This is a genomic window from Cupriavidus sp. DL-D2, assembly GCF_039710735.1.
Classification (GTDB): Bacteria; Pseudomonadota; Gammaproteobacteria; order Burkholderiales; family Burkholderiaceae; genus Cupriavidus.
Genome location: NZ_JBDKXK010000006.1, coordinates 99,860 through 126,452 on the forward strand (window position 1 = coordinate 99,860; position 26,593 = coordinate 126,452).

24 protein-coding genes and 1 riboswitch are annotated in these 26,593 nt (G+C 65.1%); of the genes, 9 read left to right on the forward strand and 15 right to left on the reverse strand.

Going from position 1 to position 26,593, the window contains the following annotated elements; all coding sequences use genetic code 11:
• Positions 1 to 196: 196 nt before the first annotated feature.
• Together ABDB81_RS06250 and ABDB81_RS06255 are read right to left on the reverse strand one after the other, a co-directional pair.
• Entirely contained in the window at positions 197 to 1,603 is a 1,407-nt protein-coding gene (locus ABDB81_RS06250; protein WP_137922978.1) for a nucleobase:cation symporter-2 family protein, read from the reverse strand.
• A 208-nt stretch (positions 1,604 to 1,811) separates the two neighbouring features.
• Complete coding sequence (locus tag ABDB81_RS06255; RefSeq protein ID WP_137922979.1) at positions 1,812 to 2,561, reverse strand: GntR family transcriptional regulator; 750 nt, start codon at positions 2,559 to 2,561, stop codon at positions 1,812 to 1,814.
• Positions 2,562 to 2,909: 348 nt separating this feature from the next.
• Between ABDB81_RS06255 and uraH the strand changes: the two genes are divergently transcribed.
• Positions 2,910 to 3,263 (forward strand): hydroxyisourate hydrolase, encoded by a 354-nt coding sequence (gene uraH / locus ABDB81_RS06260; protein ID WP_137922980.1) that lies wholly within the window; start codon positions 2,910 to 2,912, stop codon positions 3,261 to 3,263.
• Between the two features lie 28 nt (positions 3,264 to 3,291).
• Complete coding sequence (locus tag ABDB81_RS06265; protein WP_137922981.1) at positions 3,292 to 4,497, forward strand: urate hydroxylase PuuD; 1,206 nt, start codon at positions 3,292 to 3,294, stop codon at positions 4,495 to 4,497.
• A gap of 133 nt (positions 4,498 to 4,630) precedes the next feature.
• Here the strand turns inward: ABDB81_RS06265 and ABDB81_RS06270 are convergent, their stop codons facing one another.
• From ABDB81_RS06270 to xdhA, 7 genes are all read right to left on the reverse strand, one after another.
• Entirely contained in the window at positions 4,631 to 5,209 is a 579-nt protein-coding gene (locus tag ABDB81_RS06270; RefSeq protein WP_137922982.1) for a TMEM165/GDT1 family protein, read from the reverse strand.
• A 67-nt stretch (positions 5,210 to 5,276) separates the two neighbouring features.
• A riboswitch (yybP-ykoY riboswitch) is annotated at positions 5,277 to 5,450 on the reverse strand.
• Positions 5,451 to 5,534: 84 nt separating this feature from the next.
• A complete protein-coding gene (locus ABDB81_RS06275; RefSeq protein ID WP_346810422.1) occupies positions 5,535 to 6,707 on the reverse strand; it encodes a fatty acid desaturase in 1,173 nt (390 codons plus the stop codon).
• A 182-nt stretch (positions 6,708 to 6,889) separates the two neighbouring features.
• Positions 6,890 to 8,221 (reverse strand): guanine deaminase, encoded by a 1,332-nt coding sequence (gene guaD / locus ABDB81_RS06280; RefSeq protein WP_137922984.1) that lies wholly within the window; start codon positions 8,219 to 8,221, stop codon positions 6,890 to 6,892.
• Positions 8,222 to 8,313: 92 nt separating this feature from the next.
• The gene (locus ABDB81_RS06285; RefSeq protein ID WP_137922985.1) at positions 8,314 to 9,378 is read right to left on the reverse strand and encodes an adenosine deaminase; all 1,065 of its coding nucleotides are present in this window, start codon (positions 9,376 to 9,378) and stop codon (positions 8,314 to 8,316) included.
• Between the two features lie 45 nt (positions 9,379 to 9,423).
• Positions 9,424 to 10,428, reverse strand: coding sequence for a xanthine dehydrogenase accessory protein XdhC (gene xdhC / locus ABDB81_RS06290; protein ID WP_346810423.1), 1,005 nt, complete (start codon positions 10,426 to 10,428; stop codon positions 9,424 to 9,426).
• An 18-nt stretch (positions 10,429 to 10,446) separates the two neighbouring features.
• Positions 10,447 to 12,801 (reverse strand): xanthine dehydrogenase molybdopterin binding subunit, encoded by a 2,355-nt coding sequence (gene xdhB / locus ABDB81_RS06295; RefSeq protein ID WP_346810424.1) that lies wholly within the window; start codon positions 12,799 to 12,801, stop codon positions 10,447 to 10,449.
• Positions 12,802 to 12,812: 11 nt separating this feature from the next.
• Positions 12,813 to 14,327: a xanthine dehydrogenase small subunit gene (gene xdhA, locus ABDB81_RS06300; protein ID WP_346810425.1), complete on the reverse strand. Its 1,515-nt coding sequence runs from the start codon at positions 14,325 to 14,327 to the stop codon at positions 12,813 to 12,815.
• Between the two features lie 288 nt (positions 14,328 to 14,615).
• On the opposite strand from xdhA, the gene ABDB81_RS06305 reads away from it, so the two are divergent.
• The 7 genes from ABDB81_RS06305 to ABDB81_RS06335 all read left to right on the forward strand — a co-directional run bounded on the left by ABDB81_RS06305 (position 14,616) and on the right by ABDB81_RS06335 (position 21,371).
• Positions 14,616 to 15,572 (forward strand): LysR substrate-binding domain-containing protein, encoded by a 957-nt coding sequence (locus ABDB81_RS06305; RefSeq protein WP_160471746.1) that lies wholly within the window; start codon positions 14,616 to 14,618, stop codon positions 15,570 to 15,572.
• A gap of 115 nt (positions 15,573 to 15,687) precedes the next feature.
• Positions 15,688 to 16,302: a DUF4126 domain-containing protein gene (locus ABDB81_RS06310; protein WP_346810426.1), complete on the forward strand. Its 615-nt coding sequence runs from the start codon at positions 15,688 to 15,690 to the stop codon at positions 16,300 to 16,302.
• Positions 16,303 to 16,356: 54 nt separating this feature from the next.
• Positions 16,357 to 18,927 carry an FtsX-like permease family protein gene (locus ABDB81_RS06315; protein WP_346810427.1) on the forward strand — a complete coding sequence of 857 codons (2,571 nt, stop codon included), beginning with the start codon at positions 16,357 to 16,359 and terminating at the stop codon, positions 18,925 to 18,927.
• Between the two features lie 7 nt (positions 18,928 to 18,934).
• A complete protein-coding gene (locus tag ABDB81_RS06320; RefSeq protein ID WP_346810428.1) occupies positions 18,935 to 19,369 on the forward strand; it encodes a group II truncated hemoglobin in 435 nt (144 codons plus the stop codon).
• Positions 19,356 to 19,964 (forward strand): DUF924 family protein, encoded by a 609-nt coding sequence (locus ABDB81_RS06325; RefSeq protein ID WP_137922992.1) that lies wholly within the window; start codon positions 19,356 to 19,358, stop codon positions 19,962 to 19,964. Before ABDB81_RS06320 ends, ABDB81_RS06325 begins: the two co-directional genes overlap by 14 nt.
• 100 nt (positions 19,965 to 20,064) lie before the next feature.
• Positions 20,065 to 20,775, forward strand: a complete 711-nt coding sequence (locus ABDB81_RS06330) for a TetR/AcrR family transcriptional regulator (RefSeq protein WP_160471753.1) — start codon at positions 20,065 to 20,067, stop codon at positions 20,773 to 20,775.
• Positions 20,776 to 20,786: 11 nt separating this feature from the next.
• Entirely contained in the window at positions 20,787 to 21,371 is a 585-nt protein-coding gene (locus tag ABDB81_RS06335) for a TIGR00730 family Rossman fold protein (RefSeq protein ID WP_137923072.1), read from the forward strand.
• A 27-nt stretch (positions 21,372 to 21,398) separates the two neighbouring features.
• On the opposite strand, the gene ABDB81_RS06340 is transcribed toward ABDB81_RS06335, so the two are convergent.
• The 6 genes from ABDB81_RS06340 to ABDB81_RS06365 form a co-directional block, all read right to left on the reverse strand.
• Positions 21,399 to 21,896 (reverse strand): diacylglycerol kinase, encoded by a 498-nt coding sequence (locus ABDB81_RS06340; RefSeq protein WP_137922994.1) that lies wholly within the window; start codon positions 21,894 to 21,896, stop codon positions 21,399 to 21,401.
• Positions 21,823 to 22,941 (reverse strand): glycosyltransferase family 1 protein, encoded by a 1,119-nt coding sequence (locus ABDB81_RS06345; protein WP_346810429.1) that lies wholly within the window; start codon positions 22,939 to 22,941, stop codon positions 21,823 to 21,825. The genes ABDB81_RS06340 and ABDB81_RS06345 overlap by 74 nt, the downstream gene beginning before the upstream one ends.
• A gap of 106 nt (positions 22,942 to 23,047) precedes the next feature.
• A complete protein-coding gene (locus ABDB81_RS06350; protein ID WP_346810430.1) occupies positions 23,048 to 24,106 on the reverse strand; it encodes a UDP-2,3-diacylglucosamine diphosphatase in 1,059 nt (352 codons plus the stop codon).
• Positions 24,107 to 24,156: 50 nt separating this feature from the next.
• Positions 24,157 to 25,149, reverse strand: coding sequence for an alpha/beta fold hydrolase (locus ABDB81_RS06355; RefSeq protein ID WP_346810431.1), 993 nt, complete (start codon positions 25,147 to 25,149; stop codon positions 24,157 to 24,159).
• Positions 25,146 to 25,685 carry an RDD family protein gene (locus tag ABDB81_RS06360; protein ID WP_137922998.1) on the reverse strand — a complete coding sequence of 180 codons (540 nt, stop codon included), beginning with the start codon at positions 25,683 to 25,685 and terminating at the stop codon, positions 25,146 to 25,148. The genes ABDB81_RS06355 and ABDB81_RS06360 overlap by 4 nt, the downstream gene beginning before the upstream one ends.
• 125 nt (positions 25,686 to 25,810) lie before the next feature.
• Positions 25,811 to 26,593 (reverse strand): DUF3106 domain-containing protein, encoded by a 783-nt coding sequence (locus ABDB81_RS06365; RefSeq protein WP_137922999.1) that lies wholly within the window; start codon positions 26,591 to 26,593, stop codon positions 25,811 to 25,813.

Genomic DNA, 26,593 nt, shown 5'->3' on the forward strand with positions numbered 1-26,593 from the left:
CTTCAGGTGCCTCAGGAGAAAACTCGGAGAAATCAAAAAAACGTTTGCTCGTCCGGCGTCCCTGGCAGCGGCTTCACTTATGCAAAGCGCGTGCCAGAAAGACTCCGGCGGGCTTGACATCGTGGCGGCAACGTGGCCACAAATTGTTGCCGCCCGATTGTCGTTCGAGATTGTTGGCGGTCAATCGTCGGCGGCGTTACTCCGTGCCGTGCGAGTTTGCCGCGGCGTTGCGCATGGCTTCATCGGCAGACTGGATGCCGTTGAAGAACAGGTTCAACGCCACTGCGACGATGGTGCCGAGCACGATGCCGCTGTGCGTGAACGGGTCGGTCCACTTGGGCAGATACTGGAACAGCGTGGGCGACAGCGTGGGAATCATGCCGAAGCCGATCGAGATCGCCACGATGAACAGGTTGTGGCGGTTCTTGTTGAAGTCGCACGAACCCAGGATGCGGATACCCGTGGCCGCCACCATGCCGAACATCACGATGCCGGCGCCGCCGAGCACGAACTGCGGCACCGAAGCCACCACGTGGGCCATCTTCGGGAACAGGCCGAACGCGATCAGGATCAGGCCGCCGGCTGCCGCCACGTAGCGTGAGCGCACGCCGGTTACCGTGACCAGACCCACGTTCTGCGAGAACGAGGTGTACGGGAAGGTGTTGAACACGCCGCCGATCACCGTGCCCAGGCCATCGGCGCGCAGGCCGGCCGTCAGGTCGCTGCGGCTCAGCTTGCGGCCCGTGATGTCGGACAGCGCCAGGAACATGCCGGTGGACTCCACCAGTGTGATCAGCATGACGATGCACATCGACAGGATGGCGGTGATCTCGAATGTCGGCATGCCGAAGTGGAACGGCGTGATGACGGCCACGTAGCTCGCGTCATGCAGGCCGTCGAACGACACCTTGCCAAAGGCCATGGCCACCAGCGTGCCGACGATGATGCCGAGCAGCACCGCGCAGTTCGATACCAGTCCGCGGCCGTACTTGCTCAGCACGAGGATCACCAGCAGCACCAGCCCGGCGATGCCGAGGTTGGTCAGATCGCCGTAGGCAAGGTTGGGTACTTCCTTGACCACGCCATCGATCACGGCGCGGGTGGTGGGTTGTCCGCCACCGGCCCAGTTGATGCCCACCCGCATCAGCGACACACCGATCAGCGTGATCACGGTGCCGGTCACCACGGGTGGGAAGAGTCCCAGCATGCGTCCCATCATCGGCGCGATCAGGATGCCGAACAGTCCTGACGCGATCACCGCGCCATAGATGCCGAGCAGGCCGACGTTGGGATCGTTGCCGATGGCGATCATCGGTGCCACCGATGCGAACGTGACGCCCATCATCACCGGCAGCCGGATGCCGAACTTCCAGAAACCGATGGCCTGGATCAGCGTAGCCAGGCCCGCTGCGAAGAGGTCGGCATTGATCAGGAAGGCGAGCTGATCCTTGGGGAGCCTGAGCGCACCGCCGACGATCAGCGGAACCGCCACCGTGCCGGCATACATCACCAGTACATGCTGCAGGCCCAGCGCCAGCAACCGCCCGGAGGGCAGCCGCTCGTTTGTGAGATCCGTGGGGACCGTGGTGCTTGCGGAATTCATGGGTGTGTCTCCTCTCCTTTGGTTTTGGATGGGAACGCGCGCCGGGTTTTACCCTTGACCGTTTTGTCGGCGCCTCTTGTCGTGGGCACTTGTTGACGGTTCTTGTCCGGTTTCCTGCCGTGCCTCTGACGGGCGAATGTGGTGGCTAAACCGGTGGGTCTGCATCGGCAACAGGGGATGTCTGTTGCCCGGCGGCGGGAACATTGCGCTAGGTGGAGCGGCCCAGCACGCTGCGAAGATCGAAATTGCCTGGTTCATCGGGTTGCACGCGATCGGCGCACGCGCCAAGGTGGTGCGCCATGCGCGACTTGGCCAGGGCAGCGTCGCCCTGTTCCAGTGCGTCGAGAATCTCGTCGTGCTCATCGAACGAACACGCGTTGTGGCCGGGGGCTTCCACGCTGGCAATCATCAGCGTGGTGCGCGACACCAGGCGGCGCATCATCGTTACCAATAGTTCGTTGCCGGACAGCTCGGCCAGTGCGGTATGGAATTCGGCGGACAAGCGAATCCAGCGCGGACGCTCGTGAGTCAGGAACGCCTGGCGCTCGTCGTTCACCATCTTGCGCAGCGGGGCGATCACGGCACGCACGTTCGGCAGGGAAGCCAGCTTGTCGAGCACGGCACGCTCGAGCATCTGGCGCAGTTCGAACATGTCATGGGCCTCGTCCGTGGACGGGCTGGCGATGAACGCGCCACGGTTCGGTTCCAGATCCACCATGCCGTCGGCGGCCAGACGCGATAGCACCTTGCGCACGGTGTGGCGCGCGGTGGCATAGATCTCGCAAAGCGAGTGCTCCGTCAGCTTGGTGCGCGGCGGCAGGCGGTGCTCCATGATCGCGTCGTAGATCTCGTGATACATGCGCTCTTCCACCGATCCCTTGCGGGCAGGCTTGTTGTCGAGGGACGCAGGCAGTACGTCGGCGGCGGTGGGGGCAATGAGCTTGAGATTCTTGGACATCCTGGACACTCGCAAAAAAGCTGAAGGGGCGATGGTCAGTGATCGTAGCGACCGGTCATCAGATCGACATCAAGCGTCTTGATATCGGTCATACGGCTGCATGGATCTAAAAATTGTTGACAATTATTTGGATATGCAAGCACCATTGTCAACAAAACCGAGTACGGTTTTTGACAACCGCGGGTATCTACCGAGTTGTCACCGGGTCCGTGCAGGCGCATTGTCGCCACGCACCAACCTAGCGCCGGGATGCGTTGAAATACGTACCGAGCGGGCACCATTCCCCACAAATGGTGCTAGTGAAGGCAGCGGCGCCCCTCACAACCCACACTCCAAAGGAAGAACAGGATGGGACGCTTGACCACTCACGTTCTCGACACCGCAGCCGGCACGCCCGGCGCCGGCATGTCGGTTACCCTGCATAAAATTGTCGACAATCGTCGCGAGACCCTGAAGTCGATCCAGACCAACCACGACGGCCGTGCAGACCAGCCCCTGCTGGAAGGTGCCGACCTGCAGGTTGGCGTCTACGAACTCGATTTCGGCGCCGGCGACTACTTCCGCGCGCAGGGCACCAGGCTGCCCGAGCCCGCATTCCTCGACGTGGTGACCCTGCGTTTCGGCATTGCCGATACGAGCGGCCACTACCACGTGCCGCTGCTGGTCTCGCCGTGGTCGTACTCGACCTATCGCGGTAGCTGAAGCGGTCGGAAGGGAAAGGAGACAAGTCATGGAAGGCTACATTCTCGACTGGGCCAATCTGCTGTTGCGCTGGCTGCACGTCATCACCGCAATCGCCTGGATCGGCTCATCGTTCTACTTCGTCTGGCTCGACAACAGCCTGACGCCCCCCACCGACGAGAACCTGAAGGAGAAGGGTGTCGGCGGCGAACTCTGGGCCGTGCACGGCGGCGGCTTCTACAACCCGCAGAAGTACCTCTCGTCGCCGGCCAAACTGCCGGAGCATCTGCACTGGTTCTACTGGGAGTCGTATTCCACGTGGATGAGCGGCTTCGCGCTGTTCGTGGTGCTGTACCTGTTCAACGCGAGCACGTTCCTGATCGACAAGAACGTCTTCGACATGTCGCCGGGCGCGGCAGTCGGGTTCGCGGTGTCATACCTGATCGCCGGCTGGGTGGTCTATGACGCCATCTGCCGCATCTTCGGCAAGAGCGACAAGACGGTTGGTATCCTCGTGGCGATTTACGTGGGTGTGGCCGCATACGTGGCGTGCCATATCTTCTCGGGTCGCGCGGCATTCCTGCTGACCGGCGCGATGATCGCCACGATCATGAGCGCGAACGTGCTGTTCTGGATCATTCCGGGCCAGCGCAAGGTGGTGGCAGCCCTGCGGGCCGGCAAGCCGGTGGATCCGATCCACGGCAAGCGTGCCAAGCAGCGCAGCGTGCACAACACGTACTTCACGCTGCCGGTGCTGTTCGCGATGCTGTCGAACCACTACAGCATGACGTATGCGGCAAAGAACAACTGGGCCGTGCTGATCGCGATCATGCTGGCCGGCGTGTTCATCCGTCAGTTCTTCATCCTGAAGCACAAGGGCAAGATCAACATCGCGTGGCCGGCCGCTGGTGTGGCGTGCCTGGGCGTGGTGGCGTTCCTGATCGCACCGCAGCCGCGTCCGCAAGTGGCCAAGGCCGATGGCGCTGCCGCCAACGCGGTGAGCTTCGTCAAGGTGCAGGAGATCATGAACTCGCGCTGCGTGCAGTGTCATGCCGAGCAGCCGAAGATGATGCCGACGGCTGCCAAGGGCATCAAGCTCGATACCGTGGATGACATCAAGTCGCATGCCCAGCTGATCTATCAGCAGGCTGTGCAGCAGAAGGCGATGCCGCTGGGCAACGTCACGCAGATCACGGACGACGAGCGCGCATTGCTGGGCCAGTGGTTCGAAGGCGGCGCCAAGACAACCAACTGAACTACCAACTGAATTTGACCGAGCATCGGTGATCGACGGTTCGGAGGCTGCGCAGTTGGCAGTCGGCTGTACCGAACCGGCGAGGGTTTGAACGGGGCTTCGTGCCCCGTTTTTTTATTATTGCGTAGGTGCCTCAGCCGCCGACATTGAACAGCGCCAGCAGGCCCAGTACCAGGAAGATTGCAGCGGCGATCTTGTGCACCAGGGCGATGGGCATCTTGTTGGCGAACTTGTCGCCAAGCAGCACGGCAGGGGCATTGGCGAGCATCATCCCGAGCGTCGTGCCTGCTACCACGGCCAGGACTTCACCATGGAAACGCGCAGCCAGCGCCACGGTGGCGATCTGCGTCTTGTCGCCCATTTCGGCAAAGAAGAATGCCACGATGGTTGTACCCAGGATGCCGAGCGTGGTCTTGGCAGGCTTGGTGTCTTCGGCGTCGTCCAGCTTGTCCGGGATCAGCATCCATGCCGCCATGGCGATAAAGCCCAGGCCCAGGATCCACCGCAGGAGATTCGCGCCCAGCACATCGGTCAGCCATCCACCCAGTGCCCCGGCAAAACCGTGGTTGACCAGTGTGGCGATCAGGATGCCGAGAATGATGGGGATGGGTTTGCGATACCGTGCTGCGAGGACGAGCGAAAGCAATTGCGTCTTGTCGCCCATTTCCGCGAGCGCGACGATCCCTGTGGAGACGAGGAATGAGGATGCCATTTCTTATAGGTCGAATAACCGGGCCGAAGGCGCATCTGCGAGATGCCAATGACGCATGCCTTTCCCGGCCCGGCCAGAAAGGTATGGTCATCGGTCTCGCCAGGCGCCGGACGCAAGGTCCAGAGCTGCGCACGCCATAACTGCGGTGGCAGTCAAGTCTGTTGACGTACGCCCCTGTCTTCCGGATGCCGCATTGCGCGGCGCGGTGAGATCAGGGCGGCTACTCCCCAATGGAAGGCCGCATTGTAGCCAGAGCGGTGGATGATGTCCACCAATCCGGCGTAAATGCTAGTTTTTGAGAACGGTTCTCAGTAGATGGTGCGTATCAGACGGGGACCGGCGAGTTCTCGCTGGTCTGGCGACCGCGGAAATCGGTCCAGCAAAGTGCCTTGAAATCGTAGAGTTTGCAGCGGCGCGCCGTGCGGAAGTACCAGCGCCACGAGAAGTTCTCGATGATGATGCGGCCCGGCAGTGCGTGTTCGAGCAGTGCCTGGGCCTTCTTGAGCCGGTACAGCGGCACGCTCATGTCCACGTGGTGCGCGGTGTGCTCCATGATGTGATGCAGCGCGGCGCCGATACCCATGCCGAAGCGCAGGTGGACCGTGGTCGAGACGAACGGCTGCGCCTTGGACCACATCGGCTTGGTGTCGTACCACGCCACGCTCGTATGCGTGTGGTGGACGTACAGGACGAAGCCGACCGTGGTGTTCCAGATCAGGAACGGCAGCACGAAACCCGTGCCGATCATCAACAGGACCGACTGCTCCGTGGCCATCGCCAGCACTGCCAACGCACCGATCCACAGCGCGCCGAAGGCGGCGACCAGTGCGCAATCCCACATGAAGATTGCACGACGGGTTGCCATCTGGCGCTTGCTCGGGAAAAACAGCTTGAACCACCAGATTTCGATGAGGTAGTACAGGCCGGCGCCGAATCCATTACGGTAGATCCGCTCCATCGCGCGGCGCCGGCGCGGCAGCGCGCGGAATTCTTCCAGCGAGTAGGGCGCCCACACGAAGTCGAAGCCCTTGAGATTGGTGTAGCCGTGATGGACCACGTTGTGGCCCACTTCCCACAGGCTGTACGGCGTGAGCGACGGCAGGAAGGTCAGCCGGCCGAGCCATTTGTTCAGGCCGCGGTTGTCGGTCAGGCTCTGGTGGCAGGCGTCATGGCCGATGATGAACAGGCGGGCGATGATCAGGCCGGCCAGCACACCCAGACCGACCTTGGCCCACCATGCCGGCACCAGTACCACGCCGGCCAGCACTGCCGCGAACAGCAGATAGTCGAACGCGAACAGCATCAGCGCGCGCGGCGTGCTGCGGTCCCCGAGCGGGATCAGCCAGCTGCGGATGGTCTTGCGATTGGGAAAGGGGGCTTCGAACGCGATGGGTTCGGGCAGGGGAAGGTTGCCGCGTGTATGCGGCTGGCCGGGATTGCTGGCCCCAGCGTCGGCCGAGGCGTCGGCAGCAGATAGGGTGTCGGATCGGGCAGTCATCGATGTGTCAGGCTTGTCGGAGTCGAGGCTGCGCCCATCCTATACGGCAAAAGCGGAGGGGCGCATGAATCCGACAGGCTAGAAGGGTTTGATGACTGTTGTGTTGATCCCAATCAAGACACTTGGGCTATTAGGGATATTTCTGGTCAGGAATCGGAACGTTGTTTGCGCTCGGACACCTTTCAGGACGCCATTGTGCGGGTGGCTTCGCCCATCACATAGACGTTGTCGATCACGCGGTCGTCGCCCAGCATGGCGAACGCGAACAGTTGCTCTTCCAGAGTCTCGCAGCGGCTGCTGCGTCGTCCGATCAGCGGCGTGGCCTCCGGGTCCAGCACGATGAAATCGGCTTCGCAACCTGTCTCGAAACTGCCCACGCGGTCCTGCCAGCCGAGCGCATCGGCCGCCGCGCGCGTGGCCAGGTAGAACATCCGCAGCGCGGTCAGGTGATAGCCGCCCATGCGCGCCACCTTGTGTGCGGCATTCATCGTGCGGAACATCGAGAACGACGTGCCGCCGCCCACGTCGGTGGCCAGCGTCACGTTGAGACGGTTGGCGTCGGACTGGTGGAAGTCGTAGAAGCCGCTGCCCAGGAACAGGTTCGACGTGGGGCAGTGGGCCACGGCTGCGCCGCTGTCGGCCAGGCGAACGCGGTCCTCGGGGTCGAGGTAGATCGCGTGGCCGTAGAACGCGCCGGGGCGCAGCAGGCTGTAGCGGTCATAGACGTCGAGGTAGCTGCGCGCATCGGGGAACAGCTCCGCCACCCATTTCACCTCGTCGCGGTTTTCGGCAACGTGAGTCTGGATGAAAACGTCCGAATGGGCGCGCGCGAGTTCGCCGCAGGCGGCCAGTTGGGCCTCGGTGGAGGTCGGGGCGAAGCGCGGCGTGATGGCATAGGCCAGACGGTCCTTGCCATGCCACTTCGAGATCAGGTCCGCCGAATCGCGCGCACCGGTCTCGGCGGTGTCGCGCAGGAATTCGGGGCAGTTGCGGTCCATCATCACCTTGCCGGTGATCATGCGCAGGTTGCGCGCCTGGCTGGCGGCGAACAGCGCGTCGGCGGACGCAGCGTGCACGGTGCTCCAGACCATGGCAGTGGTGGTGCCGTTGCGCAGCAGCTCGTCGGTAAAGAAATCGGCCACGCCGCGCGCGTAGGTGGCGTCGCTGAAGCGGCGCTCCTCGGGGAAGGTGTACGTGTCGAGCCAGTGCAGCAGGCCCGGCGACGGCGACGCGATGATATCGGTCTGCGGATAGTGGACGTGCGTGTCGATAAAGCCCGGCACGATCAGCTTGCCGCGATGATCGATGACTTCGGCGCCAACCGGGATGTCGTGCGACAGGTCTGCGTAGGCACCGGCCGCAGCGATGTGGCCGTTCGTGACGATCAGCAGGCCGTCTTCCCAATACTCGTAGGCATCCTCATGAAACTGCGGATCGCGCAGGAAATGGAGGATGCGGCCGCGCACGGCGCGGGTGCCGGAGGTGTTCGGGAAGGAGGGGGCAGTCGTCGTCATCGTCTTGTCTCAGGGGCGGCCGGAGCCAGCGCCCGCGCGGATCTTGCGATCTTGCAGCGGGCGCGGCGCCGGCATTCTTCGTATGTGCCCGGTCAGGTCGTGGGGTTCACGTTGGCCGTTGCAGGCGGGTGGGTGGGCGTGGCCGACCAGAAGTGGTCGACTTCGGCCAGGAAATCGGCTTTCCGCGCGTCCGGCAGGAAGGCCGCTTCGAAACTGTTGCGGGCCAGCTTGTAGGCGTCTGCAGCATCCAGCGGCAGCGCATCGAACGTGGCTTCCCAGTTGGCGTTCATGTAGCCGCCGAAATACGCAGGATCGTCCGAGTGCAGCGTCACGGCCACGCCAGCATCCAGCAGCTTTTTCAGCGAATGATCGGCCAGGTCCGGGTACACCTTCAGCTTCTGGTTAGACAGCGGGCACACGGTCAGCGCGATGCGTTCGCGTGCGAGGCGCTGCACCAGTGCGTCGTCGTCGATGGCACGCACGCCGTGGTCGATGCGCTCCACCTTGAGGATGTCCAGTGCGTCCGTCACGTACTGTGCCGGGCCTTCCTCGCCAGCGTGTGCCACGAGTCGCAGGCCCAGTTCCTTCGCACGGGCAAACACGCGCGCGAACTTTTCGGGCGGGTTGCCGCGCTCGGACGAATCGAGTCCCACGCCGACGAAGCGGTCGCGATACGGCAGCGCGGCTTCGAGCGTGGCGAACGCGTCTTCCTCGGAAAGATGGCGCAGGAAGCAGAGAATCAGGCTGCTCGAAAAATCGTACTCGGTGCTGGCCTGCGCCAGCGCGTCGGAAATACCGTCGATCACGGTGCCCATCGGCACGCCACGTTCGGTGTGGGTTTGCGGATCGAAAAAGATCTCGGCATGGCGCACGTTGTCGGCGGCGGCGCGCTTCACGTAGTCCATCGTCATGTCGAAGAAATCTTCCTCGGTCAGCAGCACGCTGGCACCGGCGTAGTAGATATCCAGGAACGACTGCAGGTCCGTAAAGGCGTAGGCGGCGCGCAACGCTTCCACATCGGCATAGGCCAGCTTGACGTTGTTGCGCTGGGCCAGCCGGAAGATGCGCTCGGGTTCGAGCGTGCCTTCGATATGCACGTGCAATTCGGCTTTGGGAGTACGGCGGATCTTGTCCGCCAGCGCGGCATCAATGGTCATGGGGCCTCATTTTTCTATGACGACGGCCGGATCGCGGCCGTCTTGTTACGGATGCATCGCCTCCAGCCGGTGAGCGGACAGCGCAGCAATGCGCTGGTCGCGAACCTGAAGCAGCTGGGCGACGATGGCTACCGCAATCATAGCCGGTGCCTTGTCTGTGATGCCTGACACGCCCATCGGGCATGTCATTTCGGGGAAGCGCGCGGGGTCGATGCCGTGCGCCGCCATGCGGTGCTCGAACTGGGCGCGCTTGGTTTTCGAGCCGATCAGCCCGAAGTACGCAAAGTCGTTGCGGCGGAAGATCCGTTCGCACAGGCTCTGGTCCAGCGCATGGCTGTGCGTCATGACCAGGAAATACGTGCCGGCAGGTGCTTGATCCACCACGGCTTCCGGTGAGTCGGTGGCTTCCGCCTCGACGTTGTCGGGCAGGCCGCCCGGAAACAGCGTGTCGCGCTCATCCACCCAATGCACGGTACACGGCAGCGTGGCGAGCACCTTGACCAGTGCGTGGCCCACGTGACCCGCGCCGAACAGCACCACGTGCATGGGCGAGGGCACGAGCGTGTCGATCCACGTATCGTCGGCATGCAGCGTCACCGATGGCAGCAGTGCGCGGCATTCCGACACGGTAACGTCGCCGGACAGTGCCACCGTCCGTTGCAGCGACTTGCCTTCGGCGAACGATGCTTCGAGCGCGTCGAGCCACGCCAGATCCGCTGTGCCGAGCACCTCGAACGCGAGTTTCACCACGCCGCCGCAGCACTGGCCCAGCGCGGGCCCTAGCGGAATCCGCTCGATGCGGCGGTGCGGATTGCCCCGGACATGACGATTGGCGAGCATGGCCCGCGCGATGTCCATGCCGCGCCATTCCAGATGGCCGCCGCCGATGGTGCCGACGAGGTCGTCGGCCGTCACCAGCATCCGGATGCCGGCTTCGCGCGGCGCGGAACCCTTGACCTCGGCAATCGTGACCATGGCCACGGGCACGCCGGCCCGCAGCCAGCGGGCGGCATCGGCGAATCGGAATGGCTTGAGCGGGGCGTCCTGCATGATGTTTCCTTGCTCGCGTCAGGCGGTGGCGTCGGTGGTTGCCTGCACGGCTTCCACGGCGTCCAGAATCGCTTCGCTCGTGGCCGGGGCGCGCAGCGGCGGGTTGACCTGGTAGTCACCCACGGCAGCAATCGCATCACGAATCGCGAAGAACACCGAGAACGGCAGCAACAGCGGCGGCTCGCCCACAGCCTTCGAACGGTGAATGCTGTCCTCGACGTTCTCGTTCTGGAACAGCCGCACGTGGAAGCCTTCCGGCACGTCGTTGATCGTCGGGATCTTGTACGTGGACGGTGCGTGCGTCATCAGCTTGCCCGCCGCGTTCCACCACAGTTCCTCGGTGGTCAGCCAGCCCATGCCTTGCACGAACGCGCCTTCCACCTGGCCGATGTCGATGGCAGGGTTCAGCGATTTGCCCGCATCGTGCAGCGCATCGGCACGCAGCAGCTTCCATTCGCCGGTCAGCGTGTCCACGAGCACTTCCGAGCACGCGGCACCGTAGGCGAAGTAGTAGAACGGCCGGCCATGCAGTGCTTTCTGGTCCCAGTACAGTTTGGGCGTGGTGTAGAAACCATCGGACCACAACTGCACGCGCGACACGTAGGCTTCACGCACGAGGTCGCCGAACGGCATGCGCAGTTCGCCGGCGATCACCAGATCGTCGTTGAAGCGCACGGTGGAGACTTCCACGCCGGCCTTGCGCGCAGCAAACTCGGACAGGCGTTCGCGGATCTGGCGCGCGGCGTCCTGCGCGGCCTTGCCGTTCAGGTCGGCGCCGGTCGAGGCCGCTGTGGCCGAGGTGTTGGCAACCTTGCTGGTGTCGGTCGCGGTCACGCGCACGCGTTCCATGCGGATACCCAACTCGTGCGCCACCACCATCGCCACCTTGGTGTTCAGGCCCTGGCCCATCTCGGTGCCGCCGTGGTTCACGAGCACGGAGCCATCGTTGTAGACGTGCACCAGCGCGCCGGCCTGGTTGTAGTGGGCCACGTTGAACGAGATACCGAACTTCACGGGCGTGATGGCGATGCCCTTCTTGAGGATCGGACTCGTCGCGTTGAACGCTCGCGTGGCCTCGCGGCGTGCCTGGTACTCGCTGGACACCACCAGTTCGTCGATCAGTTCATGGATGACGTTGTCTTCCACGGTCTGGCCGTACGGTGTGACGTTGCGCTCGCCCTTGCCGTAGAAGTTGGCGCGGCGGACCTCAAGCGAATCCTTGCCAACATTGCGCGCCACGTTGTCGAGGATGTACTCGATGGCAAACGCGCCCTGCGGACCGCCGAAGCCGCGGAAGGCCGTATTGCTCTGCGTGTTGGTCTTGCCGCAGTAGCCGTCGATCTGCACGTTCGGCAACCAGTAGGCGTTGTCGAAGTGGCAGATCGCGCGGGTCATCACCGGGCCTGACAGGTCGGCCGAGAAACCGGCGCGCGACACCATCTCCACGCGCACGCCTTCGAGGCGGCCTTCGTCGTCATGGCCCACGTCGAAGTCGAACGTGAAGTCGTGGCGCTTGCCGGTGATCATCATGTCGTCGTCGCGGTCCGGACGCAGCTTGACCGGGCACAGCAGCTTCCATGCCGCCAGCGCGGCGCAGCACGCGAACATGGCCGATTGCGATTCCTTGCCGCCGAAGCCGCCGCCCATGCGCCGGCATTCCACCAGCACCTGGTGCGCGTGCCAGCCGAGCATGTGGGCCACGGCGTGCTGCATTTCGGTGGGATGCTGCGTGGAGCACCACACGTGCATGCCATCGTTCTCGCGCGGCGCGGCGTAGGCGATCTGCCCTTCGAGGTAGAACTGCTCCTGTCCGCCCAGGCGGATGTGGCCGCTGTCGCGATGCGCAGCCGACGCCAGATGCGCGGCGGGCTCGCCACGCGTCAGGTGCATCGGCGCCAGCACGTAGCTGCCCGCTGCGTGCGCGGCCTCGGGCGACAGCACCGGCGGCAGGTCTTCGTAATCGATGTCGGCCAGACGTGCGGCACGGCGCGCGGCGTCATGCGAGGTGGCCACGACGATAAAGATCGGCTGGCCGATGAACTGCACGGTGTCTTTCACCAGGATCGGATCGTCGTGGATGATCGGGCCGCAGTCATTGACACCGGGGATGTCATCGACGGTCAGCACGGTCACCACACCCGGCGCCTTGCGCACGCGGTCGAGGCCGACCGATTTCAGTCGCGCATGCGCCTTGGTGCTCATGCCGAGCGCGGCGTGCAGCGTGCCGGCCAGTTCGGGAATGTCGTCGGTATAGGTGGCGGTGCCCGCCACGTGCAGATGGGCCGATTCGTGCGGGCGCGAGATGCCCACTTGCGGCGTGGACTCTGCGGCCACGCTGGCGTCGAGCAGGAAGGGTTCGGTTTGCTTGTTCATGCTGACTCTCCTCAGACGCTTGCGGTTTCACCAGCACCCACGGCCTCGCCAGCGCCCAGCGCGCGGACATTGACCATGGCAGCGGGGAGGGCGCCATCGCGCGTCTCCAGCCAGAAGCGATAGAGCAGGTTGGCGGCGCCGCGCGAGCGGTAGGCCGCGGTAGCGCGCATATCGGAAAGCGGCGTGTAGTCCTGACCCAGTGCAGCCATGCCGGCGCGCACCGTGGTTTCGTTCCACGGCTGGCCCGTCAGGGCGGCTTCCGCCAGCGGGGCACGCTTGGGTGTGGCGGCCATGCCGCCAAAGGCGATGCAGGCAGACTTGACGATGCCATCTTCGACATCGATGCCGAACGCTGCGCACACGGCCGAGATGTCCTCGTCGAAACGCTTGGACAGCTTGTACGTGCGGAAATGCTGCGGTCCCTTCACCGGCACGCGCAGGCCCGCCACGAACTCGCCTTCGACCATGGCAGTCTTCTGATAGGCGAGGTACAGGTCTTCCAGCGGCATCGTACGACGGGTCTCGCCACGCTGCAGCACCACCTCTGTGCCCAGCGCAATCAGGGCCGGCATCGAGTCACCGATCGGCGAGCCGTTGGCGATGTTGCCGCCCAGCGTGCCCGCGTTGCGGATTGGCAGCGACGCAAAGCGCTTCCACAGTTCGGTCAGATCGGGGTGCGTTTCGGCCAGCGCGGCGTAAGCCTTTTCCAGCGTCACGGCCGCGCCGATCTCGATAACGCCATCGCGCTTGGCCATGCCGGTCAGGTCTTCCACCTGGCCGACGTAAAGCAGGTTGCCCAGTTCACGGAACTGCTTGGTCACCCACAGGCCCACGTCCGTGCTGCCAGCCAGGATGCGGATGCCAGGCTCGGCGGCCTTGATCGCGCCGAACTCGGCGGCGGTGCGCGGGGCGTAGAAATGCTGGCCGCGCACGCTGTAGTGGAAGGTCTCGCCGCGCTTGAGGTTACGCAGCGTATCGGCAATCTGCTTCGGATTCAGGCGGCTGGCCGTCGGCGCGGGCAGGGCCATCATGCGCTGGCCGGCATCGACGATCGGGCGATAGCCGGTGCAGCGGCACAGGTTGCCGGTCAGCGCATCGCAGATTTCCTGCCGAGGGGGCGGGGCGGCGCCGGGCGTGTGCTGCTGGTACAGCGCCCACAGCGACATGACGAAGCCGGGCGTGCAGAAGCCGCATTGCGAGCCATGACACTCCACCATCGCTTCCTGCACCGGGTGCAGCGCGCCGTCGGCCTGGCGCAGGTCTTCCACCGTGATCAGCGCCTTGCCGTCGAGCGTGGGCAGGAACTGGATGCAGGCGTTGACGGCCTTGAACTCGACATCGCCGTCCTGTTTGAGCTCGCCCAGCACGACGGTGCAGGCACCGCAGTCGCCTTCGGCACAGCCTTCCTTGGTGCCGGTGCAGCGCACGTCTTCACGCAGGTACTGCAGGACAGTGCGGGTGACGGGGGCGTCTGCCACTTCCTGGACCTGGCCGCGGTGGAAAAAGCGGATGGTTTGCGTCTCCATGGTCTTCTCTCTTTCGGGGATGGTTGCAAACATAGCATTGGCCCTTTGATGCAATATTCGGCCCATGTGATATGCCCCATCAAGGCGCGCCCAAGGCGACGCGCCTGCGCCGGAACTCCAGCCCCATGGCGGCCTGGCGGCGTTTCTCCGGGTCTTCCCGTAGTTGGGGCGCTGTGGGCGTCCGAATTGACCGCATCGGGGGTGGCTGTCATACACTATGCGCCGTTCCCTTCCCCCACGCCAGCCACGCCCCGCCCGAGAGAGCGCAGGCGCGTGGCGGCATCTGCCATGCACGGACGCGACCATCTCGATACCTACCTGCTGCGGGTACTGCACACCCTGCTCACCGAGCAGAGCGTGACCCGCACCGCCGTCCGGCTGGGCCAGTCGCAGCCGGCCATCAGCAATACGCTGAAGCGCCTGCGCGAAATTACTGGCGACGCCATCCTGGTGCGCGGCAAGAGCGGCATGGTGCCCACCGAGCGAGGCCGCGAGTTGTTGCTGCTGGCCGAGCAGAGTCTGGCGGCGATGGACCGCATCGCGCGTCCGCCGCAGCAGTTCGATCCGGCCACGACGACGCGCACGTTTCACCTGGGCGCGCCGGACTACCTCGACGCCTTCTTCCTGCCGAATATCGTTGAACGCGTGCGCCGGCTGGCGCCGGGCGCCAAGCTGTTCATCCATCCGATGACGCAGTCGGCGGACTTTCTCGATGCGCTGGAGCAGGGCCATCTCGACATCGTGGTGGGCAACTGGCTGTCGCCGCCCGAGCATCTGCACATCTCGCCGCTGTTCGACGATGAAGTGGTCTGCATGCTCGGCGCCCAGCACCCGCTGGCCCGCCACGGGCTGACGCTGCGGCACTACCTGGAAATGCCGCACCTCGCCCCGGCGCCGTACGCGTCGATGCAGCGCAGCATGATCGACCAGGCGCTGGCCGAGCAGGGCTACAAGCGCAATATCCAGGTTACGCTGCCGTATTTCGGGCTGGTGCCTTACGTGCTGATGAAAACCGACATGGTGTTCACCACGGGCCGCCAGTTTGCCGCTCACTATGCCCAGTACCTGCCCATCCGGATGGTGCCTTCGCCGGTGTCGTTCCCGCGCATGCGCTTCTACCAGCTCTGGCACGAGCGCTGCCACGCCGCGCCGGACGTGATGTGGCTGCGTCGCATGATTGCCGAAGTGGCGTCCGACCTGCCGCAATTGCCGCGCCTCGAACCGGTGCCCGCCAGCCAGGGCTGAATCGGGTGGGGGAGTGCCGATAGGGGCATAATCGCGTCAAAGGCGCAGGCTGGCGGCGACGGGATTACACTGCCTCGAAGCGCATTGCGCCAATGCGCTGCAAACGAGGACTCCCATGCTCGAAACCGCCGCGCTGGCCGCCGGCATGTCCTGGGCCAGCGGCTTCCGTCTCTATCTGGCCGTGCTGACTGCCGGGGTGCTGGCGCGTCTTGGCTGGCTCGATCTCCCGTCCGGACTCCAGGTGCTGGCGTCATGGTGGGTGATCGGCGTGGCCGCGATCCTGACCGTGACCGAGTTCGTGGCCGACAAGGTGCCGGGCTTCGACACTGCCTGGGACAGCATCCAGACCTTTATCCGCATTCCCGCCGGGGCCATCCTGGCCGCCGCCGCGTTCGGCCACATGGACCCGCAATGGACCGTGGCGGCCGGCCTGGTGGGCGGTACGCTGGCAGGCACCGCCCATGCCACCAAGGCCGGTACGCGGGCGCTGATCAATGTCTCGCCCGAACCTTTTTCCAACTGGGTGGCCTCATTCACCGAAGATGTGGGCACGATAGGCGGCCTGCTGCTGGCGATCTTCCTGCCGGTGGTGTTCTTCGTGCTGCTGGGCGTGTTCCTGCTGGTGGCCATCTGGTTGCTGCCCAGGCTTTGGCGCGGGGTCAAGCGGCTGCACGCGGGGCTGCGCGGTGTGGGGCGTGGTTCCGCAGAGGGGCCGCCCCGCCGGCCGTGACTGCGATATCCCTTTTTACTTCCTGAATACAGATTTCCCGATAGCCAACTGCCGATGCCAGCCGAGACCGTTTCCGTCGATCCCCCCGTCCGATTCTCCGCGTGGCGCCAGGCCCTGCGCATGGCACGCCGCGACTGGCTGGCTGGTGAACTGACGCTGCTGCTGTTTGCGCTGGTGCTGGCCGTGGCGGCGCTCTCCAGCGTGGGTTTCCTGGCCGACCGCATGCGGCTGGGGCTGGAGCGCGATGCGCGGCAAATGATCGGTGCCGATGTTCGCCTGAGCGCCGATCAACCCTTCGACACGGCCTTTATCGACCGGGCGAAGCGCGATGGATTGCAGGTGGCGCAGACCGTGACGTTCCCGAGCATGGCCACGGCGCGTCCGGCCGGGGCACCGGAAGGAGGGGAGGCCGCCAGCCAACTGGCAGCGCTCAAGGCCGTCAGCGACGGCTACCCGCTGCGCGGCGGCCTCAAGCTGGCGCAGGCACCCGGCGGCGACGAAGCGGCGGCGAACGGCATCCCGGCCCCCGGCACGGCCTGGGTGGACGAGGCGCTGCTGGGATCGCTGAACCTGCGCATGGGCGACAGCATCCAGCTGGGCAGCCAGACGTTCCGCATCGAACGCATCATCACGCAGGAACTCGATCGGGGCGCCGGGTTCATGAACTTTGCGCCACGCGTGATCTTCCCGATGAGCGATCTGGAAGCGACCAAGCTGATAGGCTGGGGCAGCCGCGTGACATACCGCCTGCTGGTGGCGGGCCCCGATGCCGCAGGGCAGGCGTACCAGAAGTGGGCCGCCGACGAGATCGAGCAGAAGCATTTGCGCAACATGCATGTGGAATCGCTCGAATCGGGTCAGCCGCAGATGCGTGCCACGCTGGACCGCGCCGAGCGGTTCCTGTCGCTGGTGGCGGTGTTGTCGGCGATGATCGCCGCCGTGGCCATCGCAATGTCCGCGCGCCGGTACATGCAGCGCCACACCGACGCCTGCGCGGTCTACAAGTGCATGGGCCTGTCGCGGCAACAGATCCTGGCTGCGTTCGGCATCGAGTTCCTGCTACTGGGACTGGGCGGTGCACTGGTCGGGGTGGCGATTGGTTACGCCGCGCACTATGGGCTGCTCAAGTCGCTGGGCGGCGTGCTGCAGGTTTCGCTGCCGCATCCTTCGCTGGTGCCGGCGCTTGTCGGCATGGCGGCCGGGCTGGTGCTGTTGGTGGGGTTTGCGCTGCCGCCGCTGCTGGCGCTCACGCGCGTCGCGCCGCTGCGCGTCTTACGGCGTGACATCGGTCCGCCGCCCGTTTCGGCGTGGATCGCCTATGCGCTGGGGCTGGTCGCCTTCGTGGCGCTGCTGCTGGTGGCCGCGCGCGATGTGAAACTCGGCATCACCACGGCAGGCGGCTTCGTGGGCGCGGGCGCGGTGTTCGCCGTATTGGCGCTGGTGCTGCTGCTGGCATTCTCGCGCGCCATGCGTGGCCGGGCGCGCGGCAGCGTGGGATGGCGCTTTGCGCTGGCCGTGCTGGAGCGGCGCCGGGGGGTAACGGTGCTGCAGACGGTGGCGCTGGCGGTGGGACTGATGGCGCTGCTGCTGCTCGGCATGACGCGCAACGACCTGATCGATTCGTGGCGCAACGCCACGCCGGCCGATGCGCCGAACCGCTTCATCATCAACATCCAGCCCGACCAGCGCGAGCCGCTGCGCGACATGCTGGCCAGTAGCGGCGTGGACGACAGGCTGTTCCCGATGGTGCGCGGCCGCCTGATCCAGATTGGCGAGCGCGCGGTGCAGGCCGATAGCTATCGCGAGGACCGTGCGCGCAGACTGGTGGAGCGCGAGTTCAATCTTTCGTATATGGACGCGCTGCCGGAAGGCAACGAGGTGGTGGCGGGTAAATGGGATCTGGGTCAGGGCAATGGTGGGGCCTCGGTGGAAGAGGGCATCGCCAAGACCCTGAACATCCGGCTGGGCGATACGCTGCGCTTCGACATAGCGGGCCAGACCGTGGAAGCGCCGGTCACGTCGTTGCGCAAGCTCGAATGGGGTTCGATGCGCGTCAATTTCTTCGTCATCCTGCCCACGGCCCGGATGCATGACATGCCAGCCACGTACATCACGGCGTTCCATCTGCCGCCTGCCCAGGCGGCACTCGGCAACAAGCTCACTGCGGCCTTTCCGAATATCACTGTGGTCAATACGGACCTGATCCTGCGTCAGGTTCAGGGCGTGCTCGATCAGGTCATCGCCGCCGTGGAGTTCCTGTTCATCTTCACGCTGCTGGCCGGTGTCACCGTGCTGTACGCAGCACTGTCCGGTGCGCGCGACGAACGCAAGCGCGACGCGGGCCTGCTCAAGGCGCTGGGCGCGTCCGCGGCGATGGTGCGGCAGACCCAGTACGCGGAGTTTCTCGTTGTGGGCGGCCTGGCCGGGCTGCTGGCCAGCCTGGGCGCCGTCGCCGTGGGCTGGGGCCTGTCCCAGTTCGTGTTCGACTTCCCCTACCGTTTCAACGCGTGGATTCTGCCCGTGGGCGTGGTTTCTGGCATGCTGTGCGCTTTTGCGGGCGGCTGGCTGGGTTTGCGCGAGGTGCTGCGCCAACCGGCACTGGCCACGCTGCGCGATGTGAATTGAGCCAGCCATGAGTGACGACACCACCAACAACGACAACAACGACAACAACGAACAGCGCGAGGAAATCACCGCCTACGAACTGCTGGGCGGCGAGGCGCGCGTGCGCGAACTCGTGGACCGTTTCTACGACCTGATGGACCTGGAGACGGAGTTCGCCGGCCTGCGGGCGCTGCATCCGCCGACGCTCGACGGTTCGCGCGACAAGCTGTTCTGGTTCCTGTGCGGCTGGCTGGGCGGCCCGAACTACTTCATCGACCGCTTTGGCCATCCGAAGCTGCGCGCACGCCATCTACCCTTCGAGATCGGCACGAGCGAGCGCGACCAGTGGATGCGCTGCATGGCGCTGGCGATGCAGGATGTCAACGTGCCCGAGACGCTGCAGATGCGGCTGATGCAGGCGCTGTTTCAGACGGCCGACTGGATGCGCAATGTCCAGCGCTGAAACGTCGAGGATTCCCGCCGCCGCGCAAGCCGTACTCGACTTCTGGTTCGGCTTGCCCGGCTCCAATGTGTGGAACCAGACGCGGCGCGAGTGGTTCATCAAGTCCGATGCGTTCGATGCGGAAATCCGCACAAGGTTTCTTGCCGACTGGCAGGCCGCGCACGACGGCGCCCCGGATGACTGGTCTGTGACCCCGGCCGGCGCTTGCGCGCGGATCGTGCTGCTCGACCAGTTCCCGCGCAACATGTTCCGCGGCGACGCGCGCAGCTTTGCCACGGACGCCCAGGCGCTGACGCTGGCGCAACGCCTGCTGGCCGATGGCCGGGATCGGCAAATGCCCACGCCATGGCACCGCATGTTCTGCTATCTGCCGTTCGAGCATGCGGAGGACATGGCGCAGCAGAACATCTCGGTACGGGAATTTACGGCACTGCGGGAGGACACGGCGGGTGCCGTCGATGTGGTGGAGTGGGCCGAGAAGCATCGGGACTTCGTCGCCCGTTTCGGGCGGTTCCCGCACCGCAACGCGGTGGTCGGGCGTGCAACCTCGGAAGAGGAAGCGGCTTTCCTGAAGCAGCCGGGGTCGCGTTTCTAGCTGCGCAGTGCCGCGTGCCTTTGGCGCCGCCCAATCGGGGCGGGTGGGCCGCTGTGCTTATAATCCCAATCCTGCCGATCGAAGTTCTGTCCAGATATCCATGGAAGCCAAGCCGCAAACTGGCCCGCGTCGTACCCGGGACCGCATTCTCGATGTTTCGCTGCGCCTGTTCAACGAACTGGGCGAGCCGAACGTCACCACCACGACGATCGCGGAGGCCATGGAGATCAGTCCCGGCAACCTCTACTATCACTTCCGCAACAAGGACGACATCATCAATTCCATCTTCGTGCGCTTCGAGCAGGAGATGGAGCGCCGCCTGAAGATGCCGGAGGACCACAAGGCTACGCTGGGCGAGAGCTGGGACTACCTGCAGTACATGTCCGAGTTCCTGTGGAATTACCGCTTCCTGTACCGCGACATCAACGACCTGCTGGCGCGCAACCGGATGCTGGAGACCAACTTCAAGCGCATCGTCGAGCAGAAGAAGCGCTTCGCGCTGGAGATCTGCCGCCAGTTCCAGGAAGACGGCGACATGGATGCCACGCCGGAACAGGTGGATGCGGTCTGCACCAATATCGTCGTGATCGCCACGTACTGGCTGTCTTTCCAGTTCGTGCAGCACCCGCGCCAGTACAACGATCCCGAACAGATTCGCGGCTATCTGCACGGCTCCAGCTATCACATCTTCTCGATCCTCGCGCCCTACCTGCGCGGCAAGGCGCGCGAGGCGTTCGACCAGTTGGCGCGCGACTACGCCACGCAGAAGGCCGCTGACGACAAGGCCCGTGCCGACAAGGAGCGCAAGTGAGCACGAGCACGATGACATCGATCTGCGTCTATTGCGGCTCCAGCCCGGGATTCCGGCCGGAGTATGCCGAGGCCGCCCGAACGCTGGGCCAGCGCATGGCCGAGCAAGGTCTGGCACTGGTCTACGGCGGTGGCAAGGTCGGCCTGATGGGGATCGTGGCGGATAGCGTGATGGCACACGGCGGTACGGCCATCGGCGTGATCCCCGATGCGCTGATGCAGAAAGAGGTGGGCCATCGCGGCCTGACCGAACTGCACGTCGTGCGCAATATGCACGAGCGCAAGCAGATGATGGCCGACCGCTCCGATGCCTTCATCGCCATGCCGGGCGGCGTCGGTACCTTCGAGGAACTGTTCGAGACCTTTACGTGGGCCCAGCTCGGCTATCACGACAAGCCCGTGGGGCTCCTCAACGTGGCGGGTTTCTACGATGGGATGCTGGCCTTCCTGAACCACGCCGTGGGCGAGGGATTCCTGAAACAGGTACACGCCGACATGCTGCATGTATCGGATCGCGCCGAAGACCTGATCGGCAAGCTCGCGGCGGCGCCGCGCGTACACGTCGACAAATGGCAGGCGGGGCGCGAGAAAACCTGACGGCGCCCTGACGCGGCGCTGCTGATCCTATTTCAGCAGCGCTCCCACCCAGTGCACCAGGTGTGGCCCGCCAATCGCCAGCCACGTCCCGCCACACAGCACCAGCGCCAGCATCACCGCCGCACTGCCGAAATCCTTGGCGCGTTTCGATAGACTGTGGCGCTCCAGCGAGATCCGGTCGATGGCTGCCTCTACGCTGGAGTTCAGCAGTTCCACGATCAGCACCAGCAGCAGCGTGCCGAGCAGCAGCACGCGCTCCACGATCGATACCGGCAGCAAAAACGCGCACGGCGCCAGGATGACCACCAGCGTCAGTTCCTGGCGAAACGCACTTTCTTCCAGCACGGCGAAGCGCAGGCCCGACAGCGAGTTGATACCCGCATGCCACGCCCGGCTCAAGCCGCGATTGCCCTTGTGGGGATTCTTTTCTACGGAGTAGTCGGCGTCCACTTCAGCCGCCGTTCGGGCGGTGGTTGGCCGAGGCAGCGACGGATCTCGCGGTTGCGTGGGGTGAGACTTGGCCATGATCGGGTGCGACGGGTTGTACCGGGTTGTCGGTGCCGCCCGCCTGGGGTGCCAGCGGACGCAGGTGCGCGAGGAACTGCTCGGATGCCGCGCGCCAGGAGAATTTCTCGGCATGCGCGCGGGCCGTTGCGCGGTCGATGCGCAGGGCTTCCAGGCAGGCTTCCCGCAGGTCTTCGTGCATGACGCCAGCCGGGCTGTCGCCGAGCACGTCGATCGGCCCCGTCACCGGATAAGCCGCCACGGGCAGGCCGCTGGCCAGCGCTTCGAGTAGAACCAACCCAAACGTATCGGTCCGGCTTGGGAACACGAAAATATCTGCGGAAGCATACACCTTTGCCAGTTCTGGCTGTTTGAGCACGCCCAGATAGTTTGCAGACGGATACCGCGACTTCAGTGCCGCCAGGGCCGGCCCATCCCCCACGACCCATTTGGAGCCGGGGAGGTCGAGTTGCAGGAAGGCCTCGACGTTCTTCTCCACTGCCACGCGACCCACGTAGAGGAAGATCGGATGCGCCGTGTTTAAAACGTTTGCTCGCTGCGCGGTAAAGACATCGAGATCCACGCCGCGTGTCCACAGCACCCCGTTGGTGATGCCGTAGTGCTGCAGGTCGTCAAGCACGACCGGCGTGGGTGCCATGACCGCGCGCGCCGGTCCATGGAACCAGCGCAGGAAGCGGTAGGTCCAGGCCAGCGGAATGCCGAAGCGTGCCTGCACATACTCCGGAAAGCGTGTGTGGTAGGCCGTGGTGAATGGCAGGCGGTGCTTCATCGCATATGCGCGGGCCGCCAGGCCGAGCGGGCCTTCCGTGGCGATGTGGAGCGCCTCGGGGCGAAATTGTTCGATGCGTTGGCGCACCCGGCCCGATGGCAGGATCGAGAGGCGGATTTCGGGATAGGTGGGGCAGGGCACCGTGCGGAATTCCAGCGGTGTGAGCAGGTCCACCGTGTGGCCCATGGCCTCGAGTTCGCGGCGCGTGGACTTCAGGGTGCGCACCACGCCGTTGACCTGCGGTTCCCAGGCATCGGTGACGATCATGACTCTCATCGGGAGACTCCTTGCGGCGGTTCACGCCGGATGTTGGGGATGCGTGGGGTGCGTGGTATCGCTGCGCACGTTGGCCATCGCAGCGGTACCACGGAAGGGATGCCGCTCAGGCGGCGACTGTTGCGCTGCGGCGGCGACGACGGCTGACCGGCTCGGGCGGATCGATCAGCGTTGTCCAGTAGATGATCTTCAGCTCGCCCTCCATGGTCTCCACCAGTGCGGAGAGGCTTTCCACCCAGTCGCCGTCGTTGCAGTAGAGCTGGCCGTCCACCTCGCGGATCTCGGCCTTGTGGATGTGGCCGCAGACCACGCCATCGCATCCGCGTCGGCGCGCTTCGTCCACCATCGCGTGTTCGAACGAGTTGATGTAGCTCACCGCGTTCTTGACCTGATGCTTCAGGTATTGCGAAAGCGACCAGTACTCGAAGCCGAGCCGGGCGCGCACGCGGTTGAAGTGCCGGTTCAGCGCCAGGATCATCGTGTAGAGCGAGTCACCCAGATGGGCGAGCCACTTGGCATGCTGTACCACCCCGTCGAACAGGTCGCCGTGCACCACCCAGAGCCGCTTGCCGGTGGCGGTCACGTGGACCGTATCCTCGCGCACGGTGATATCGCCAAACGCCATGCCGTCGAACTGGCGCGCGGCTTCGTCGTGGTTGCCCGGCACGTAGATGACCTCGGTGCCCTTGCGTGCCTTGCGCAGCAGCTTCTGCACCACGTCGTTGTGGCTTTGCGGCCAGTACCACCCTCGGCGCAACTGCCAGCCGTCGATGATGTCACCCACGAGGTACAGCACGTCGGAGTCGTTGTGCTTCAGGAAGTCGAGCAGGTAGGTGGCCTGGCAGCCTGGCGTGCCGAGGTGGATGTCGGACAGCCAGATCGCCCGGTAGCGATGCATCGGCGATTCGTTGTCGGCGGTGGAGCGGCAGGCGGCGCTATCGCCCGGATGCAGCGCGGCGTGTGCGGTGGGGGTGTCGGCAGGCAGGTCTACGGGCGGCGGCATGAAGGCCGCAAAGGCGGCGGACATCTGGGCAGATATCGGGAGTGCCACGTCGGGCTTGCCGCGCAGGCGTTGCGCGAGCCGCGAAACACTACCGCGTGTAGATCGGATGGCTTGCATGGCGGCCCCGGTGTCGGCGATGGCTGCATTGAGCCAGCGCTGCATGACGGAGCCGTGACGGAAACATGAATGTCACATGAAATCGTCGGGGGAAATCAGGCTTGCTGGACCGGGGCGTTTTGCGCGCGCAATTGGGCCAGTGCTGCGAGCGTGGCTTCGATTGCACGGGGATGGCGCAGTAGTGCAACATGCCCGATGCCGTCGAGCGCAACATGGTGAGCGCCTTCCAGCCACGAGGTGCCAGGTGGACCCGCAATCGAATCGTGCCAGCTGAAGACAGAAACGATATGCGCGCGCATCGCGGGCGTTTCGGCGGCAGCCAGCGCGGCCAGCCATGGACTCTGCCAGCGCATCTGCCTGGCGTTGCGGCCACCGGCAAAGCGCGCCAGCGCGCAACCATGGTGAGGGCTGCCCAGTGTGACGATGCCCGTGCTGGGCGGTGTCGAACCATCGCGCGCCGCCAGCACCAGCGCGGCCCGCGCGGCGAGTCCGCCCATGCTGTGGCAGACCAGCAGCGGTGGATGTCCCGTACGTGCGGCCATCTCTCGCATGCGGGCCAGCAACGGCGCCGCATAGTCGTCGATATCGCCCAGCACGGGCGTCAGGTCGATGCCCTCACATTGATATCCCGCCGCCGCGAGCGCGGGGGCCATGTCCAGCCAGATCGCGTGATTGCAACCGTATCCATGCACCATCAGCACGTGCGGTGCGTCAGGCAGGGGGCGGGCCGGCTGTGCAAAGTCCAGGCGCGAGCGGAACGGCTGCAGCCAGTTGAACATGCGGAAGACTGCGCGGTACTCGGTCAGATATCCGCGCATCGCCGCGGGGATGCCAAGCGGCTGGCAATGCGGCGCATCGGTCGGAAGCGGGGGACGTTGTTCCGGTGCAATACCTACGCCAGCGAGCGTGGCCGCGAATGCCAAGGCGATGCTGAGGCCGAATGCCCCGAGCACGGCAAGGACGGCTGTCACCAGGGCCACAGGGACGGTCCAGCCGGCCGAAAGGATCAGCCACGCGGCCAGTGAGGCCATGGCAGCTACCTGCAAGGTCACGGCAACGCGTCGCAGGGCGGCGGCCGTGAGGCTCACGGCTGTTGCGGCCGAAGGTCGATCAGGCGCGTGCCAGCCAGTCGGTCATGCAGCAGTTGGCGTCGCGGATCGAGCCACGCCAGCGACAACCAGATCAGCAGGCCCACTGCCAGCGCACCGACGAACGGCCCCTTGGTCAGACCGAGGGCGTGGCCCACGGCGGCGGCGGGCGGCAGCCACAGCCACGCCAGTACGAAGCGCAGCAATGCCTGCGGCCAGCGCGGCGGCAGACCCGATGCGTTTTCCACGCGGATACGCCATGTCTGCATCGCCAGCGTCTGACCACTGCGCTGCCAGAACCAGGAGAAATAGAACGCCAGCACGGCAAAGACCCAAGCCTGCCGCACGTAGGGGTGATCGATGCCGATCCGATGCAGGGCGGGCTGGACAGCCACGTATAGCGCGCTGGCGGCCATCAGGACGCCGAACAGCAGCACGCCGTCGTAGAGCATGCAGAACAGGCGGCGGCGCACCGGCGGTGTACGCGGCGTGGCGGCGGGCGAGGGGTGGGACACGGTTGGAGTGGCGGCAGGCATGGCGCTAGGCAGCAGGGTAAGCGGCCATTATGCCAAGCGTGCGTGGATGGCGGAATCGCGGCAAGCCAGTACGGCTAGCCGGTGCTGCGGAACCGTTCGGAAATCCTGGCCGGGCAACCGGAAAGTTAACGCGTCGGTTCTGACCGGTTGAAGTCAGTGGAGGCCTCGCCCGTGACGGGCGGGGCAAGCCCTTCGGACTGCGGCGGTGCGACGGCCGCCGTGGCGGCCGATGCCGGCAACACGGGGGCCGGGGCCACTGGCGCCGACGCGGCGGCCACCGCATCGGCGGCCGGCACCGATGCGGGCGCGGCCTCGGGCGTGCTCGCTGCCTTCCTGCCGTGATGCTGCGATGCGCGTGCCGACTCCGGCAACGGGCGCTTGCCGGAGGGCAGGGCACTCACCGCGCCAGGACGGCCCGGTACTTTCTCGGCGGCGGCCAGCTTCTTCTTCTGGTCGTCAGGCAACTGCTGGTAGCGATCCCATGCCTCGGACTTCTTCTCCTGCGGCAAGGTACGCGTGATCTGGTAGTTCTCGCGCGCCAGGCGACGCTGCTGCGGTGTCATCTTGACCCATTCGGTCATGCGCTCCTGCAGCCTGGCCTGTTCCTCGGGTTTGAGCCGGGGATACAGGTCCGCAATGCGTTGCCATTTGCGGCGGTTCAGTTCGGGAATCGTGTCCCAGAGTGGTTGCAGCGGGGCAAGGACCTTCTGGTGCGACGGCGTCAGCTCGGCCCACGTCGGATGGGCATTGACGACGGGGCGCGCTGCAGGCTGGCTGGCGGCGGGCCCCTGTGCACGCGCGGTGTCGACCACGGCATCGATGCCAAGTGCAGCCATCGCCGTGCCTGCTACGCAAAGTGCGGCAAGCCGGCGACGGAGCGCGGCGGTCCGGAGAATCATGCGCGCCAT

Bases quoted from the DNA above. Each gene is read 5' to 3' on its own strand.
- ABDB81_RS06250 (WP_137922978.1), bottom strand. From the start codon at position 1,603: ATGAATTCCGCAAGCACCACGGTCCCCACGGATCTCACAAACGAGCGG.
- ABDB81_RS06255 (WP_137922979.1), bottom strand. From the start codon at position 2,561: ATGTCCAAGAATCTCAAGCTCATTGCCCCCACCGCCGCCGACGTACTG.
- uraH (WP_137922980.1), top strand. From the start codon at position 2,910: ATGGGACGCTTGACCACTCACGTTCTCGACACCGCAGCCGGCACGCCC.
- ABDB81_RS06265 (WP_137922981.1), top strand. From the start codon at position 3,292: ATGGAAGGCTACATTCTCGACTGGGCCAATCTGCTGTTGCGCTGGCTG.
- ABDB81_RS06270 (WP_137922982.1), bottom strand. From the start codon at position 5,209: ATGGCATCCTCATTCCTCGTCTCCACAGGGATCGTCGCGCTCGCGGAA.
- ABDB81_RS06275 (WP_346810422.1), bottom strand. From the start codon at position 6,707: ATGACTGCCCGATCCGACACCCTATCTGCTGCCGACGCCTCGGCCGAC.
- guaD (WP_137922984.1), bottom strand. From the start codon at position 8,221: ATGACGACGACTGCCCCCTCCTTCCCGAACACCTCCGGCACCCGCGCC.
- ABDB81_RS06285 (WP_137922985.1), bottom strand. From the start codon at position 9,378: ATGACCATTGATGCCGCGCTGGCGGACAAGATCCGCCGTACTCCCAAA.
- xdhC (WP_346810423.1), bottom strand. From the start codon at position 10,428: ATGCAGGACGCCCCGCTCAAGCCATTCCGATTCGCCGATGCCGCCCGC.
- xdhB (WP_346810424.1), bottom strand. From the start codon at position 12,801: ATGAACAAGCAAACCGAACCCTTCCTGCTCGACGCCAGCGTGGCCGCA.
- xdhA (WP_346810425.1), bottom strand. From the start codon at position 14,327: ATGGAGACGCAAACCATCCGCTTTTTCCACCGCGGCCAGGTCCAGGAA.
- ABDB81_RS06305 (WP_160471746.1), top strand. From the start codon at position 14,616: ATGCACGGACGCGACCATCTCGATACCTACCTGCTGCGGGTACTGCAC.
- ABDB81_RS06310 (WP_346810426.1), top strand. From the start codon at position 15,688: ATGCTCGAAACCGCCGCGCTGGCCGCCGGCATGTCCTGGGCCAGCGGC.
- ABDB81_RS06315 (WP_346810427.1), top strand. From the start codon at position 16,357: ATGCCAGCCGAGACCGTTTCCGTCGATCCCCCCGTCCGATTCTCCGCG.
- ABDB81_RS06320 (WP_346810428.1), top strand. From the start codon at position 18,935: ATGAGTGACGACACCACCAACAACGACAACAACGACAACAACGAACAG.
- ABDB81_RS06325 (WP_137922992.1), top strand. From the start codon at position 19,356: ATGTCCAGCGCTGAAACGTCGAGGATTCCCGCCGCCGCGCAAGCCGTA.
- ABDB81_RS06330 (WP_160471753.1), top strand. From the start codon at position 20,065: ATGGAAGCCAAGCCGCAAACTGGCCCGCGTCGTACCCGGGACCGCATT.
- ABDB81_RS06335 (WP_137923072.1), top strand. From the start codon at position 20,787: ATGACATCGATCTGCGTCTATTGCGGCTCCAGCCCGGGATTCCGGCCG.
- ABDB81_RS06340 (WP_137922994.1), bottom strand. From the start codon at position 21,896: ATGGCCAAGTCTCACCCCACGCAACCGCGAGATCCGTCGCTGCCTCGG.
- ABDB81_RS06345 (WP_346810429.1), bottom strand. From the start codon at position 22,941: ATGAGAGTCATGATCGTCACCGATGCCTGGGAACCGCAGGTCAACGGC.
- ABDB81_RS06350 (WP_346810430.1), bottom strand. From the start codon at position 24,106: ATGCAGCGCTGGCTCAATGCAGCCATCGCCGACACCGGGGCCGCCATG.
- ABDB81_RS06360 (WP_137922998.1), bottom strand. From the start codon at position 25,685: ATGCCTGCCGCCACTCCAACCGTGTCCCACCCCTCGCCCGCCGCCACG.
- ABDB81_RS06365 (WP_137922999.1), bottom strand. From the start codon at position 26,593: ATGGCGCGCATGATTCTCCGGACCGCCGCGCTCCGTCGCCGGCTTGCC.